The organism is Nesterenkonia aerolata (assembly GCF_031470965.1).
In the GTDB taxonomy this organism is placed as follows: domain Bacteria; phylum Actinomycetota; class Actinomycetes; order Actinomycetales; family Micrococcaceae; genus Nesterenkonia; species Nesterenkonia aerolata.
Window position 1 is genome coordinate 18,422 of record NZ_JAVKGR010000013.1, and the last position, 13,709, is coordinate 32,130.

15 protein-coding genes are annotated in these 13,709 nt (G+C 67.2%); 7 read left to right on the plus strand and 8 right to left on the minus strand.

Going from position 1 to position 13,709, the window contains the following annotated elements; translation table 11 throughout:
- Positions 1–28: 28 nt before the first annotated feature.
- From RIL96_RS10155 to RIL96_RS10185, 7 genes are all read left to right on the plus strand, one after another.
- Complete coding sequence (locus tag RIL96_RS10155) at positions 29–769, plus strand: IclR family transcriptional regulator (RefSeq protein ID WP_310548907.1); 741 nt, start codon at positions 29–31, stop codon at positions 767–769.
- A 105-nt stretch (positions 770–874) separates the two neighbouring features.
- On the plus strand, positions 875–1,684 hold the full coding sequence (gene pcaH, locus RIL96_RS10160) for a protocatechuate 3,4-dioxygenase subunit beta (RefSeq protein ID WP_310548908.1): 810 nt from the start codon (positions 875–877) through the stop codon (positions 1,682–1,684).
- 4 nt (positions 1,685–1,688) lie between these two features.
- Positions 1,689–2,318, plus strand: coding sequence for a protocatechuate 3,4-dioxygenase subunit alpha (pcaG, locus tag RIL96_RS10165; protein WP_310548909.1), 630 nt, complete (start codon positions 1,689–1,691; stop codon positions 2,316–2,318).
- Positions 2,319–2,322: 4 nt separating this feature from the next.
- Positions 2,323–3,726 carry a lyase family protein gene (locus RIL96_RS10170; protein WP_310548910.1) on the plus strand — a complete coding sequence of 468 codons (1,404 nt, stop codon included), beginning with the start codon at positions 2,323–2,325 and terminating at the stop codon, positions 3,724–3,726.
- Positions 3,723–4,559, plus strand: coding sequence for an alpha/beta fold hydrolase (locus tag RIL96_RS10175; RefSeq protein ID WP_310548911.1), 837 nt, complete (start codon positions 3,723–3,725; stop codon positions 4,557–4,559). The genes RIL96_RS10170 and RIL96_RS10175 overlap by 4 nt, the downstream gene beginning before the upstream one ends.
- Positions 4,552–4,965, plus strand: a complete 414-nt coding sequence (gene pcaC, locus RIL96_RS10180; protein WP_310548912.1) for a 4-carboxymuconolactone decarboxylase — start codon at positions 4,552–4,554, stop codon at positions 4,963–4,965. Before RIL96_RS10175 ends, pcaC begins: the two co-directional genes overlap by 8 nt.
- A 269-nt stretch (positions 4,966–5,234) precedes the next feature.
- Entirely contained in the window at positions 5,235–5,777 is a 543-nt protein-coding gene (locus RIL96_RS10185) for a PTS sugar transporter subunit IIA (protein ID WP_310548913.1), read from the plus strand.
- Here RIL96_RS10185 and RIL96_RS10190 read toward each other — a convergent pair whose 3' ends face one another.
- The 8 genes from RIL96_RS10190 to RIL96_RS10225 form a co-directional block, all read right to left on the minus strand.
- Entirely contained in the window at positions 5,778–6,623 is an 846-nt protein-coding gene (locus RIL96_RS10190) for a class II fructose-bisphosphate aldolase (protein WP_310548914.1), read from the minus strand.
- Positions 6,623–7,591: a 1-phosphofructokinase family hexose kinase gene (locus tag RIL96_RS10195; protein ID WP_310548915.1), complete on the minus strand. Its 969-nt coding sequence runs from the start codon at positions 7,589–7,591 to the stop codon at positions 6,623–6,625. Before RIL96_RS10195 ends, RIL96_RS10190 begins: the two co-directional genes overlap by 1 nt.
- On the minus strand, positions 7,591–8,481 hold the full coding sequence (locus RIL96_RS10200; protein WP_310548916.1) for an SIS domain-containing protein: 891 nt from the start codon (positions 8,479–8,481) through the stop codon (positions 7,591–7,593). Before RIL96_RS10200 ends, RIL96_RS10195 begins: the two co-directional genes overlap by 1 nt.
- 50 nt (positions 8,482–8,531) lie before the next feature.
- A complete protein-coding gene (locus tag RIL96_RS10205; RefSeq protein WP_310548917.1) occupies positions 8,532–9,317 on the minus strand; it encodes a DeoR/GlpR family DNA-binding transcription regulator in 786 nt (261 codons plus the stop codon).
- Entirely contained in the window at positions 9,314–10,312 is a 999-nt protein-coding gene (locus tag RIL96_RS10210) for an ROK family protein (RefSeq protein WP_310548918.1), read from the minus strand. Before RIL96_RS10210 ends, RIL96_RS10205 begins: the two co-directional genes overlap by 4 nt.
- Positions 10,313–10,314: 2 nt before the next feature.
- The gene (locus tag RIL96_RS10215) at positions 10,315–11,241 is read right to left on the minus strand and encodes a carbohydrate ABC transporter permease (RefSeq protein WP_310548919.1); all 927 of its coding nucleotides are present in this window, start codon (positions 11,239–11,241) and stop codon (positions 10,315–10,317) included.
- A complete protein-coding gene (locus tag RIL96_RS10220) occupies positions 11,241–12,155 on the minus strand; it encodes a carbohydrate ABC transporter permease (protein WP_310548920.1) in 915 nt (304 codons plus the stop codon). The genes RIL96_RS10215 and RIL96_RS10220 overlap by 1 nt, the downstream gene beginning before the upstream one ends.
- 221 nt (positions 12,156–12,376) lie before the next feature.
- Positions 12,377–13,600 carry an ABC transporter substrate-binding protein gene (locus tag RIL96_RS10225; protein ID WP_310548921.1) on the minus strand — a complete coding sequence of 408 codons (1,224 nt, stop codon included), beginning with the start codon at positions 13,598–13,600 and terminating at the stop codon, positions 12,377–12,379.
- Between the last annotated feature and the right edge of the window lie 109 nt (positions 13,601–13,709).

Consider the following 13,709-nt stretch of genomic DNA (forward strand, 5'->3'; position numbering starts at 1 on the left):
GTGGGAGGAGGCCCCTTAGGCTGATCCCATGGCAAACTCACCGAGCGGCGATTCAGTCCTCGGCCGTGCCGTCCGGCTGCTCGAAGGGTTCCGCGGCAGGGCCGCGCTCACGCCCTCCGAACTCTCCGATCGTGCGGGTCTCCCCCGCACCACCGGGTATCGCCTCATCGCGGAGATGTCAGCGCAGGGCCTGCTGACCCGTTCGGCGGGCGGACTCGTGGAACCAGGACGGCTACTCTGGGAGATTGCGCAGCGCTCCCGACTCTCGCGGACTCTGCGCCAGACCGCGCTGCCGTTCATGCAGGACGTCAATGCGGTCGTCCAGCACACCACACAGCTTGCCGTGCTCAGCGGCACCGATGTCCTCATCGTCGAACGGCTCTCCCAGCATGGCGCGGCGGCGAATCCCGCTGAGGTGGCGGGAACGATGCCTGTACATCTGACCTCGATGGGCCACGTACTGCTGGCCTTCGCCGAGCCGACGATGACCCAGGCCTGGCTTGCCGAGCACCGCCTCATCACGCGGAGGGCACGGCCGGAGCTGCCCCGGGAGCTCGAGGAGGTCCGTGCGCGGGGCTATGCCCGCCTTAGCGGTGAGATCGACGCCCAGACCACCGGGCTTTCAGTCCCCATCGTGGACCGCAGCGGTCATGCTGAGGCCGCGCTGACCGTCGTCGTGCCCCGGGATTCTCCGCAGATCCCCCAGTTCCTGATGGCACTGCAGACTGCAGGACACGGCATCAGCCGGGCATTGCGCGAGGACAGCTGAGCATCCAGCAGCACCATTGAACGGTGCTTCTGTGGTGCAGGCCATATCCGACTCCGCAGACTGGAACGCACGGCACCCCTGACGCACCCGAGGAGGCCAGTGCCCATGGCCGAGCCAGACACCAACCCCGACGCCGCGAAGGCCTCACAGGATGAGATCAACGCAGAGATGCGCGAGATCCACGAGGCCTACGAACACGACAAGGCCGAGGGCAGCGCTGAGGAAACCAGCGCACGGATGAACTTCCCGCCCTACCGCTCCTCCCTGCTGCGCAGCCCCACGAAGTCGCTGCACCACACCGATCCGGAAGAGATCGAGCTGCACTCCCCCGCCTTCGGCGAGCGCGACGTGCACACCCTCGAATCCGACCTGACCATCCAGCACGGCGGTGAGCCCATCGGCGAGCGGATCGTGGTCACCGGGCGCATCCTCGACGGCGACGGCCGCCCGATCCGTCATCAGCTGGTGGAGATCTGGCAGGCCAACGCTGCCGGGCGCTACGTCCACAAGCGTGACCAGCACCCGGCTCCGATCGACCCTCACTTCACCGGTGTGGGCCGGGCCATCACCGGCCCGGGCGGGGAGTACACCTTCACCACCATCAAACCGGCACCGTACCCGTGGAAGAACCATTTCAACGCCTGGCGTCCAGCACATATCCACTTCTCCCTCTTCGGCACTGACTTCACCCAGCGGCTGATCACGCAGATGTACTTTCCGGGGGATCCGCTGTTCGCCCTGGACCCGATCTACCAGTCCATCACCGATCAGAAAGCCCGTGATCGGCTGGTCGCCACCTACGACCATTCGGTGGCCCGACACGAATGGAACACCGGGTACCGCTGGGACATCGTCCTCTCAGGAAGCAACCGCACCTGGTTCGAATCCGACGCAGCCAGCGACGAGGAGCACTGATCCGATGAGCACCCCCGCGTCCCTCCAGACCGCCGCCGCCCAAACACCGGCCGATCTGACCCCGGCTCCAGCTCAGACCATCGGGCCGTTCTACGGCTACGCGCTGCCCTTCCCGGATGGGGAGAAACTCGTCGACCGCTCCCACCCGCAGGCCGTCCGGCTCCACGGCACCGTCTACGACGGCGACGGCGTCCCCGTGCCCGATTCGCTGCTGGAGATCTGGCAGGCCGACGAGCAGGGCAGGATCTCGGCCGAGCACGGCTCACTGATCCGCGACGGCTACACCTTCACCGGCTGGGGGCGCACCCCGGTGGACAACGTCGGGCGCTACCACTTCACCACGGTGAACCCCGGCCCGACTGCGGCGGGCAAGGCTCCCTTCATCCTGCTCACCGTGTTCGCCCGAGGCCTGCTCGACCGGCTGTTCACCCGCATCTACCTACCCGAGGATACCGAGGCCCTGGCCGCGGACCCACTGCTGAGCTCCCTGCCGGAGGAGCGTCGTCGCACGCTGATCGCGACACGGGAGCACAACGGCGATCTGCGCTTCGACGTTCACCTGCAGGGCGGGCAGGAGACTGTGTTCCTGCAGTACCCGAATACTCCACAGGTCACCGGCCCGGTGACAGGATGAGGGTATGACCGGACATTACGGACTCCTCTCACCGATCTGGGCGGACACCGAAGCCGCCACCGCAACCTCCGACGAGGCGGTCGTCTACGCCCTGCTCCACGTCGAGGCCGCTTGGGCCGAGACCCTCGCCGCTGCGGATCTTGCGCCGACGGCGAGCGCCCGGGCTATCCGCCGGCTCTGTGATGAGCAGGCTGATCCCGATACTGCGCTGATCGGCCCGGGCGTGCTGGCTGCCGGCGGCGTCGGCGGGGGCAATCCGGTCATCCCGCTGCTGGCCGAGATCCGGCGTGCTCTGGCCGCACGGGGTGAATCGGATGCGGCCCTGCATCGCGGTGCCACCAGCCAGGATGTGCTCGACACTGCCCTGAATCTGATCGTGCGCACCGTCGTCGCGGGGATCACGGCTCGGGCGGTGCGGATCGGTGACGCCCTGGCCGCCCACACGCAGACTCACCGCAACACGCTGTGCGTGGCGCGTTCCCTGACCCGTCATGCCTTACCGACAACATTCGGTCTGCGGGCGGCCGGATGGCTCGACGGTGTGCGTGAGGCGGTGAGCGCCCTGCACCGTGCTGTGGATGGGCTCCCGCTGCAGTGGGGCGGTGCGGTCGGGACCCAGGCGGCGCTGGCCGACCGGCACGGACCGGAGGCAGCCGCGCAGCTGACTGATCGGCTCGCCGGGCGGCTGAAGATGTCCTCGGCCCGTCCGTGGCACACCCAGCGGCAGCCGATGCTCGAGGTCGCCTCAGCTCTGGCGGGCGTCTGCGCGGCCCTGGGGAAGGTTGCCGGTGACGTGCTCTTCGCGCAGCGTCCCGAGGTCGGCGAACTCGCCGAGCCGAGCAGCGCGGGACGGGGTGGGTCTTCGGCGATGCCGCAGAAGCAGAACCCTGTGCTGTCAGTGCTGATCCGTTCAGCCGCCCAGGCTGCGCCCGGGCATCTGGCCACGCTCTACGGTGCTGCCGCCGCGGCGCAGGAGGAACGGCCCGATGGGGCCTGGCATGCCGAATGGCCGGCGCTGGCGGAGCTGCTGCGACTTGCCGGCGGTGCCGCCGCTCGCGCCGATGAGCTCTTGACCGGTCTGCAGGTCTTCCCCGGGCGGATGCGCGCCACGCTTGACGGCGCGGGTGAGGCGTTGTTGAGTGAACGGCTCATGCAGCATCTGCCCGAGGTGCTGCCCGGTGGCCGAGAGACGCTGCAGGCGGCAGTGCGAACCTCCGTCAGCGAGGGGCTTTCACTGCGGACGCTTCTCGAAGAGGAGCTGAATCAGGCCCCGCAGTCCTCAGCTCGGGCCACAGCACGGGCGTCCCTGGACGATCTGCTGGATCCCGCTCAGTATCTGGGCCGGGCCGGGGAGTTCGTGGACGCCGCAGTGTCAGACTTCCAGGAGATACGGAGCATGTGGACATGACCGAGGCCGTTGACGCGCACCCGGCTCCTCCGGCTCTCAGACCGGTGCTGCTGCACGGCGGTGAGGCTCTGCTGGCTGACCCTGAAGGTCCCGTGCTGGTCGTCGGCCCTTCGCTGGGCACCAGTGTGACCGCACTCTGGGAGCCGACTGTGCGGGAGATGCATCCTGGATCCCTGGTCATCGGCTGGGACCTGCCGGGCCACGGTGAGCAGCCGCCGGCGAGCGAGCCGTTCTGCCTGGAGGATCTGGCCGACAGCGTCGAGGCCATGGTGGACCAGTTGGCCGCGGAGCACGGCTGGGAAGCCGGGGTGTCTGTTGACGTCGCCGGAGTGTCTGTGACGGGACTGGTGTCTCTGATCCTGGCGTTGCGCCCGGACACCCGGTTCCGGCGTGTGGTGACGCTGTGTTCCGCGGCGGCCATCGGGACTCCGGAGGCATGGCATCAGCGTGCGGACCTGGTGGAGCGTGCCGGGACGCCGACGATGGTGGCCGGATCGGCCGAGCGGTGGTTCGCTCCTGGTTTCCTGGCTTCGCACGCCGAGATCGCGACGAACCTGCTGCGCAGCCTGCAGTATGCGGATCGGCACTCCTACGCCCATATCTGCCGGGCCCTGGGCCAGGTGGACCTGCGGGAGCATCTGTCAGATGCCGCCCGGCCGGTGTTGGCTGTGGCGGGTGGGCAGGGCACTGTCTGCCCGCCTGAGGAGGCGGAGTTCATCGCAGCCCAGGTGCCTGAGGGCAGGGCGGTGACGCTCGACGACGTCGCCCATCTCGCTCCGGCCGAGGCGCCGGCGGAGGTCGCACATCTTCTGAAGGAGTACCTCGATGACTGAGCAGGACCGGACGTTCGATGAGGGGATGCGGGTGCGCCGCGAGGTCCTCTCTGATGCCCATGTGGATCGGGCCGAGGCGAAGAAGTCCGGCTTCACCACTGACTTCCAGGAGCTGATCACCCGCTACGCCTGGGGGACGATCTGGACCCGGCCCGGCTTGGACCGGACCACGCGTTCAGCGATCACCCTAACCGCGATGATCGCCGGTGGGTACTGGGACGAGCTCGAGATGCACGTGAGAGCCGCCCTCCGCAACGGGATGACCCCGGCCGAGATCAAAGAGGTCTTCCTGCAGTCGGCAATCTACTGCTCAGTGCCCGCGGCGAACGTCGCCTTCGGCATCGGCCAGCGCGTGCTTACCGAGGAACTGGGTGAGAGCTTCGACGATGACCTCAACGGTCGTTGAGTATCGCCGCCGTCGACGGCTGCTCGCGGCGCTCGCCTCGATCTCCTCCCACGCTTCCCGTCCAGCCCTCAGCCTGACCCTCCCAGCCCGTCCACACCATCCCGTTGACTCTGGAGTTGGTGCCCTTTTGCGAGGAAAATCGCGCTCAAAAGGGCACCAACTCCAGAGTCAACCGGGGTGACGGGGCGAGTGGCGAGGGAGCCACCACCTGGACTCCCTTGCCGCCGGCAGGATCGGATGCGGCGGAACCTGCCGGATGACATGATGAGATGGAGACCACAGCCATCCCAGGAGTCGATGATGACACCACTTTCGCCAAGCAGTGTGCACCGAATCCCCGGCCTCTCCGGGAAGGTCACCCACTGATGGACATCCTCACCCCCTGCCCCGGCACGGTCCGCGCCCTGGAGACGGTGCCCGATCCGCTCTTCGCCGGCGGGCTGGTCGGTCCCGGTGCCGCCGTCGAGCCCTACGACGGCACCCAGCACGCGATGGCGCCGATCACCGGCCAGCTCCTGAAGGTCCACCCGCATGCCTACGTGGTGATCAACGAGGCACGTTTGGCGGTATTGGTCCACCTCGGCATCGACACCGTCTCCCGCCGCGGGGACGGCTTCACCGTCCTGAAGGAGGAAGGGGACCAGGTCGAGGCGGGCACCCCCGTCATCGAATGGGATCCGGTCGCAGTACGCACCGCCGGGCTGTCAGCGGTGATCCCCGTCGTCGCGTTGGAGAAGACTGAGGACACCGTCACCGACGTCCTCGACGGCGAGATCGCCGCCGGTCAGCGGCTCTTCCGCTTCCACCGGTGATCACTGCACACGCCGGGCCCTGATGACCTCCAACAGCCGCACGACCTCCTCGGTCACCGCATCACGGCCGGCACCGATGTATTTCCTCGGGTCTACCACCGCAAGGTTCTCCTGAAGGTACTGCCGGATCCGCCGAGTCATCGCGTGGTTGAGATGAGTGGAGATATTGATCTTCGTCATCCCGGCCTCCACCGCGGCCCGCAGCGTCTCATCCGGCACACCGGAGGAACCGTGCAGCACCAGCGGGACTTCCAGGCGGTCCCGCAGTCTGCCGATGAGCTCCAGGTCAAGGGCCGCGGTCCGCTCCGTCATCGCATGGGACGAACCCACGGCCACCGCCAGCGCATCCACACCCGTGGCCTCGACGAATGACACCGCCTCGCGCGGATCAGTGCGCACTCCTGGGGCATGAACCCCGTCTTTACCGCCGATCTCGCCCAGCTCCGCCTCCACCATCACCCCGGCGGCATGCGCTTCGGCCACGACCTCCGCGGTCTCGGCCACATTCTGCTCATAGGGCAGCGCAGAGCCGTCGAACATCACCGAGTCCACACCCAGCCCGATGGCCTGGGACACCAGCTCCCGGGACTCGGCGTGGTCGAGATGCACGGCCAGCGGCACCTCACTGACCTGTGCCACAGCTCGGCAGGCACGGATGATCGGCTCCAGCCCGCCGTGATAGGCGGCCGCATTCTGGCTGACCTGCATGACCATCGGGCAGCCGGTCCGCCGGGCGGCGACCGCATAGGCTTCAGCATGTTCGATCTGGATGACGTTGAACGCACCGACAGCCTGCCTGTGCTCACGCGCTGAGCGCAGCAGCTCGGCCACAGCATTCACGGACATCACATCTCCTCCACATCGACGGAACTCTCATAGGCCGCGACGGCGGCCGGATTGACCTGGCCTGCCACGGGTTCGGCGACGGCGGCAGCCGAGGCGGCGATCGCGTGGCGCAGACGCGCCGGCCACTGCCGATCCCAGCTCAGGGCCAGTGCGGCCAGTGCTGCATCACCAGCTCCGGTCGGGTTCCCGGAGACGGCGTCTGCCGGGCGGGCACGCCACACGGCGTCGCCGTCGAAGGCCGTCATCCCGTTGCCGCCGTCAGTGATGACCACAGCTCCGGCCCCGAGCCGCCGCAGTGCCGCGGCCGCACCCTCGACGCCGTCCTCCCCCGTGGCATCCATCGCTTCGGTCCGATTGGGTTTCACCAGGTCAGCCGCGGCACGCGCCGCCCAGATCAACGCCTCACCGGAGGTGTCGACCAGGACGCGAGCACCTTCTGCTCGGCCGGCCTCTACCAGGCTTCGCAGCTGCTCCTCACTGGTGCCCGGCGGCATCGAGCCGGAGATCACCACCGTCTGCGGACGGGAATCCGCCACCACCTCACGAAGAGCCAGGGTCAATGCCGCCCACGAGTCCTGTCCCAACGGCTCACCGGCCTCATTGAACACTGTCGGTTCAGCCCGCTGAGACACCCCCGTCGGCGTCGCTGCACGCTCCGGGACCACCGCCACCGACTGGCGGACCTCCCCAGGCACCGGCACCAGCCGGGCAGGCACCTCGTCAGCGGCCAGCGAGTCAGCAAAAAGCTGCCCCCGGCTGCCCCGGACAGGCGCCACCGCCAGGGCCTGACCCCCGAGAGCACAAATCACCCGGGCCACGTTGATGCCCTTGCCTCCGGCACGGCCGAGCGGTGCCCGGACCCGGATCGACTCACCCACCCGCAGCTCATCAACCGGGTAGGTCACATCCCACGCCGGATTCGGCGTCACCGTGACGATCACACCGCCAGCACCCTGCTCTGCCTCCATCAGCCCTCGTCAAGGACGATGGCGCGGCTCAGGTGCCGGGGATTGTCCGGGTCCTGCCCCTTGAGCACAGCCTGCGAGGCCGCGAGCAGATGGCAGCGCACCAGGGTCAGCTGCGGATCCTCGTCGAAGGCCACGGTCAGCGCCCCGAGCTCCTCGACCTCAGCGACGATGCCCGCCGGCCGCTCACCGAAGAAGACCACCAGCGAGTTCTCATCGGTGATCGCCTTCGGGCCGTGCCGGTAGTCCATCGTCGGGTAGGACTCCGCCCAGGCGATGGCCGCCTCACGCATCTTCAGCGCCGCCTCGTGGGCCAACCCGACCCCGTGGCCCCGGCCCAGGAAGGTGAACTGCGAGCGGGTCTGCACCTGCTCGGGCACCTGCCATCCCACCACCGTCTCCGCAGCCTGGGCCAGCGGCTCCGTGTCCTCGTCCAACCCAGCCCGCAGCAGGGTGAGCACAGAGGTGGCGAAGCGGGTCTGCACCACAGACTGCTCATCGGCGAAGGGCAGCGTGATGACCGCATCGGCCGCCGTCGTACCGGGGGACTCCGGATCGCCGATGATCGCCAGAGTGCGCTGCCGGCCACGCAGGGTATCCAGCAGCTGCAGGACTTCAGTCGTCGTCCCAGAGCGAGTGATCGCGACCACCAGGTCATAGTCACGCTGAAGCGGATACTCACTGGCGGCGAACGCATCGGTCACCCCGTGCCCCAGCTCCTCACGGCGCGCCGCATAGGCCTGCGCGATGAACCAGCTGGTGCCGCAGCCGACGACGGCGACCCGCTGGCCCGACTGCGGCAACGCCGAGGCAGACTCCTCGGCCAGACGCGCAGCCTGCCGCCACACCTCGGGCTGGCTGGCGATCTCCGCGGCGATGAACGAATTCCTCATTGATATCCACTTTCTCTTGTCGGTCACACGTCATGAAGGAGGCACGGGCATCACACCCGGTGCACCTCAGTACCTGCCTCGGCATATTCGTCGGCGGCCTCAGAGCCTGGCCCGCTGGTGGTGATCAGCACGGTGATGTCCTGTGGGTCCACGAAGCGCGCCAGGGCGCTGCGGCCGAGTTTGCTGGAGTCCGCGACGACGATCACCCGCCGTGCCAGCCGCGCCATGAGTCGGCTGATCTCGGCCTCCCCCTCGTGATGGGCCATCGCCCCGTATTCCGGGTGCACCGCGTTGGCACCGAGGATCGCAGTGTCCAGGGTCAGCTGCTCCAGAGTCTGGACCGCCAGCGGGCCGATCAGCTCATAGGACAGCGCCCGCGCAGTGCCCCCGCAGACCACAGTTCGCACCTGGGGGCGCACGGAGAGCTGGTTGGCGATGTTCAACGCATTGGTCACCACCACCGGTCGCTCCCCCTCCGGGAGGCCCTGCAGATCATCCCGGGTGCTCAGATGCTCGGCGACCAACGAAGTGGTCGTACCGCCGTTGATGCCGACCACTTCGCCGCAGCGCACCAGCGAGGCGGCATGGGCGGCGATCCGCTGCTTCTCGTCAGCCTGCCGGGCGGTCTTGTACTTGAAGGGCAGCTCATAGGCGACGTCGGCAGGCCGGGCTCCCCCGCGGGTCCGCAGAACCAGGTGTTGTCCGGCCAACTCCTCGAGGTCCCGGCGGATCGTCGCCGGCGAGGCCCCCAAAGTGTCGACCAGAGAGGCGATGGATACGTCACCGTGATCGGCGACGACCTGCAGGATCTGGGTGAGTCGTTCGTCTTTCCTCATCGGTTCACCTCCCTGATCAGGGCCGATGGGCCCTTCTCGAGATAGCCGGCGGCGATGTCGTCGAGATCGTATCCCGCCGCGGCCCATCCGAGCAGGGCCGTCCCCCAGGAGCCGGACACACCGGCCAGCGCCGCGGGCACGATCTCCGGCCTCCGATGGATCGTCAGCTGCTGTGCTATGCCAGCCTCGAGCCCCTGGATCAGCCGCTCACCGGCCAATGAGAGCCCACCGCCGACCACCACGCGGGAGACCCCGGTGACGCGCACGATGTCACTGGTGATGCCGGCTAATGCCTCGACGGCCTCATTCCACACGGTACGGGCCACCTCATCACCGGCATCGACGAGGGCCACCAGATCACGGGCGCCGGAGAGTGAGCGCCCGGTGAGCCGACGGTAGCGGCGAACCATGCCCGCCGCCGAGGCGTAGGTCTCCGCGCAGCCGCGGCCTCCACAGGCACAGGGTTCACCGTCCCCGCTGGCACCGCTGCCGCCGTGGCCCACTTCGCCGCAGTAGCCGTCGGCGACGATCGAGACGCCCTGAAGCACCAGCGCGCAGGCGATCCCGGTCCCCAGGGACAGGTAGGCCTGGTGAGCGGCACCACGGCCGGCGCCGAGATAGCGTTCGGCCAGTCCTCCGGCCCGGACATCATGGCCGAATCCCACAGGAAGCCCGGTGCGCTGCTGCACCAGGGCTTTCAGCGGGACATCCCGCCACCCGAGGTTCTCCGAATGCCGGGACAGCCCCTTCGTCTCATCGACCAACCCCGGGGAGGCCACCCCGACGCCGACAGCCTCATAGTCATCACCGAGAGCCGCCAGAGTAGTGTCGATCTCATCGAGTACGGCTTCCAGTGCAGCCTCGGGCCCCTGGTCTGCGCGGGTCGGTGTGCTGTGGACGTCGAGCACGGCGTCACGGGTCACCGTCAAAGACTTCACACTGGTGCCGCCGATGTCGAAGGCCACGACGGCGGGAACGGTTGAGGACTTCGTCACCGTTACTTGACGCTTCCCGCGGTCAGCCCGGAGACCAGGCGCTTCTCGATCAGCGCGAAGACGATCACCACGGGGATGATGGCCACCAGGGACACGCCGAAGACGTACTGCCAGGAGGATTCGTACTGGCCGATGAACCGGGTCAGCGCCACCGGCAGCGGCTGCTTATCCGGTGAGCTGAGGATCACCAGGGAGGCGGCGTATTCGTTCCACGAGGCGACGAAGGTGAAGATGATGGCCGTCACCATACCCGGCCACACCAGCGGCAGGTTGATCCGCAGCAGCACCTGCAGCCGGTTCGCCCCGTCGAGCTGGGCGGCCTCGTCCACCTCATAGGGCACCGAGGCGAAGAACGCGTGCATGATCCAGGTGGCGAAGGCCATGTTGAAGGCCGCGTTGATCAGGATCATCGCCAGCCAGGTGTCATCGATCCCCCAGGAGAGGAACTGGCGGAAGAGCCCGGCGACGAGGACCGCCGGCTGCAGCATCTGCGTCACCAGCACCAGGAAGAGGAACGCCAGGCGCCCGGGGAAGCGGACCCGGGCGGTGTAATAGGCCGCGGGCAGCGCCACCAGCAGGGTCAGCACCGTAGCCCCCAGGGAGATGACCACTGTGGAGAGCAGGTTCATCGCCAGCGGGGTCTCCGGCGTGGCCCACATGGTCAGGAAGTTCTCCGGCTGCCACTGCTCCGGGATATAGGTCGGCGGCACGCGGAGGATCTCGGAGCGGGATTTGAAGGCCCCGATGAGCATCACGATATAGGGCACCAGGAACACCGCGGCGACGATCACAGCGGCGACCAGGCGCAGCGGGATGTTCGAACGGGTCCCGGGGCCGGAATCGTGGTACCGCGAACGACGGCGCACCCGGGCACCACCGGTGGTCCGCTTCGCGACGGCGGGAGCCTGGCGCGTCTCTGGGCGAGTCATCACTCGTCGACTCCCTTCATCGGCTTCACGATCTTGATGTAGCAGGCGATCACCGCGATGACGATGAACAGGTTCACCACTGACAACGCCGAGGCCAGCCCCGGATCGCCCATGTTCCGCAGGATCTTGAACATCAGGGTGGTGGTGGTGTCAGCGCCGTAGCCGGAGAGCGCGCCGGTGATCACCGAGAGGATGGGGAAGTTGTTGTACACATTGATGATGTTGATGATCGTGGCCACGGCCAGGGCCGGTTTCAGCTGCGGCAGGATCACGTGGAAGTAGGTCTTCCATCCGGAGGCGCCGTCGAGCCGGGCCGCCTCCAGCACGTCTTTGCCCACGCCCTGCAGTCCGGCCAGAAGCGTGTAGGTGGTGAAGGGCAGGGAGACGAAGACGGCGATCGCGATGGCGACGATGAACGCCCACGGCATCGTCTTGGTGAAGCCGAAGTCCGGTTGGGAGAGGAACCCGAGGTCGGCGAAGAAGCGTTGGATGATGCCGTAGTTGGGCTCCAGGCCGTAGTAGATCACCGTGGTGGTCATGATCACCGATGACGCCCACGGGATGATGACGATCATCCGCAGCAGCTGACGTCCCGGAAAGGCCTTGTTCAGCAGATTGGCCAGGGCCAGGGAGATCACCATCGTCACCGCGACGACCACGGTCACCCAGATGACCGTGCGCAGCACAACCCCGGTGAACACCGGCATCTCCAGCAGCTGCTGGTAGTTCTCCAGGCCGAGGCTGCCGCTGTCGACTCCGACGCGGGAGATGTCCCGGGTGGAGTTATACGCCATGAGCACGGCCGGGAAGAGCACGATCGTGGCGATGAGCAGGATGGCTGGGCCGATCCAGGGCAGTGCACGCAGTGTGTCTGTCCACGTGGTGCCTGTGGCACGCGTGGTCTTGCTGCTCATAGGTGTCCTCGTCGTTCCCCTGATATGTGGCTGATGTATGGCGCCGTGGTCTGGGTGGAGCTCCGGCTAGAACTCCAGGTGGAATCCCGGGTGGAATCCTGGGCCGACCTCGGGGTGGTGGCGGGGCCAGCGGATTCGCCGGCCCCGCCACCGATCTCAGTCAGCGGTGTGATCCGCCGAGGTCATGTACCGAAATCATGTCCTGAGGTCATGTACCGAGGTCATTCGCCGGCTTCGGCCTGGATCTCGGCCAACACATCCGCCGGGTCATCGCCGGAGGCGATGCGGCCCATCTGCGCCTGGATCGCCGCTTGCGCGTCAGCCCATGCCGGGTTGACCGAGGGGTAGAACTGCGCTTCGGGCAGCAGATCAGCGAAGGGAGCGACGTCCTCGTTCTCGGTCTGTTCGGCACCGGAGACGGTCGAGGGCAGGAAGCCTTCGGCGTCGATGAACTCGACGTAGTTCTCGGGCTGGTAGAAGTGATCGATGAAGGCACCGATCTCCTCACCCTTGTCCTCGTCGTTGCGGAAGGCCATCAGGTGGTCCGCCACACCGAGGGTGACCTGTTCGCCGTCCTGGGTGGGGATGTCGTGGATCGAGTAGTTCAGGTCCGGGTTGCGCTCTTCGATCATGCCGATGACCTGCGGCAGGCCCATCGCCATGCCGAACTGACCCTGGATGAACTGATCCAGCATCGGAGTGCGCTGGGTGGCCCCGGCGTCGGGCTGGGTCAGACCGTCTTCGGCGAGGCTCTGCATGAACTCCGCCGCCTCGATGTTCTCCGGGGAGTCCACAGTGAGTTCGTTCTCATCGCCGTAGCCGCCGCCGGCGCCGAAGAACCAGAGCCCTGCCTCAGCCTGGGCCTCCTCGGAGCCCAGCGGCAGTCCGTAGCCGTAGGCGTCAGTCTCCTCGGTGACAGCTTCGGCGGCGTCGTAGAGCTCGTCCCAGGTGCTCGGAGCCTCTACACCGGCCTCCTCGAGCAGGTCGTCGTTGACGAAGAGGGCGCGGGCCGAGGCCAGCAGCGGGAAGCCGTACTGCTCGCCGTCCATCGAGGCGTTCTCGACGAAGGTCTCCTGGAAGTCGTCGACGGTCTCGTCGGAGAGGATCTCGTCGGCGGAGTAGAGCAGCCCGTCATCGGCGTAGTCGGCGAAGGCGTCGATGCTGAGGATGTCCGGGGCCTGGTTGCCCTGGATGCGCGTGGTGATGACGTCGTTGATGTTCTCCCAGGACTGCATCTCCAGCTCGATGGTCACACCGGGGTTGTCCTCTTCGAACCCGCTGATGACCTCTTCCCAGAGCTCTCCGGTCTGGTCAGAATAGCTGGCCGCGAGCATGGTCAGCTGGACATCGCCGTCATCACCTCCTCCGTCATCGTTACCGCAGGCGACAAGTCCCAGGGCACTGGCAGCCACGAGTGCAGTGGCAGTCTTCGTGGTTCGATTCATGGCTCTTCCTTCGGCGCGGTGAGTGCGGGTGATAAGCACATGACGCATTTTGAGTGATTTAGCGCCAGATCACTCACAAGCAATCAGTGCTGGTAGTATTATGGATCAC

What these genes read in the sequence shown, in the direction of transcription:
- RIL96_RS10155 (WP_310548907.1), top strand. Translation starts at nt 29, where the DNA reads ATGGCAAACTCACCGAGCGGCGATTCAGTCCTCGGCCGTGCCGTCCGG.
- pcaH (WP_310548908.1), top strand. Translation starts at nt 875, where the DNA reads ATGGCCGAGCCAGACACCAACCCCGACGCCGCGAAGGCCTCACAGGAT.
- pcaG (WP_310548909.1), top strand. Translation starts at nt 1,689, where the DNA reads ATGAGCACCCCCGCGTCCCTCCAGACCGCCGCCGCCCAAACACCGGCC.
- RIL96_RS10170 (WP_310548910.1), top strand. Translation starts at nt 2,323, where the DNA reads ATGACCGGACATTACGGACTCCTCTCACCGATCTGGGCGGACACCGAA.
- RIL96_RS10175 (WP_310548911.1), top strand. Translation starts at nt 3,723, where the DNA reads ATGACCGAGGCCGTTGACGCGCACCCGGCTCCTCCGGCTCTCAGACCG.
- pcaC (WP_310548912.1), top strand. Translation starts at nt 4,552, where the DNA reads ATGACTGAGCAGGACCGGACGTTCGATGAGGGGATGCGGGTGCGCCGC.
- RIL96_RS10185 (WP_310548913.1), top strand. Translation starts at nt 5,235, where the DNA reads ATGGAGACCACAGCCATCCCAGGAGTCGATGATGACACCACTTTCGCC.
- RIL96_RS10190 (WP_310548914.1), bottom strand. Translation starts at nt 6,623, where the DNA reads ATGTCCGTGAATGCTGTGGCCGAGCTGCTGCGCTCAGCGCGTGAGCAC.
- RIL96_RS10195 (WP_310548915.1), bottom strand. Translation starts at nt 7,591, where the DNA reads ATGGAGGCAGAGCAGGGTGCTGGCGGTGTGATCGTCACGGTGACGCCG.
- RIL96_RS10200 (WP_310548916.1), bottom strand. Translation starts at nt 8,481, where the DNA reads ATGAGGAATTCGTTCATCGCCGCGGAGATCGCCAGCCAGCCCGAGGTG.
- RIL96_RS10205 (WP_310548917.1), bottom strand. Translation starts at nt 9,317, where the DNA reads ATGAGGAAAGACGAACGACTCACCCAGATCCTGCAGGTCGTCGCCGAT.
- RIL96_RS10215 (WP_310548919.1), bottom strand. Translation starts at nt 11,241, where the DNA reads ATGACTCGCCCAGAGACGCGCCAGGCTCCCGCCGTCGCGAAGCGGACC.
- RIL96_RS10220 (WP_310548920.1), bottom strand. Translation starts at nt 12,155, where the DNA reads ATGAGCAGCAAGACCACGCGTGCCACAGGCACCACGTGGACAGACACA.
- RIL96_RS10225 (WP_310548921.1), bottom strand. Translation starts at nt 13,600, where the DNA reads ATGAATCGAACCACGAAGACTGCCACTGCACTCGTGGCTGCCAGTGCC.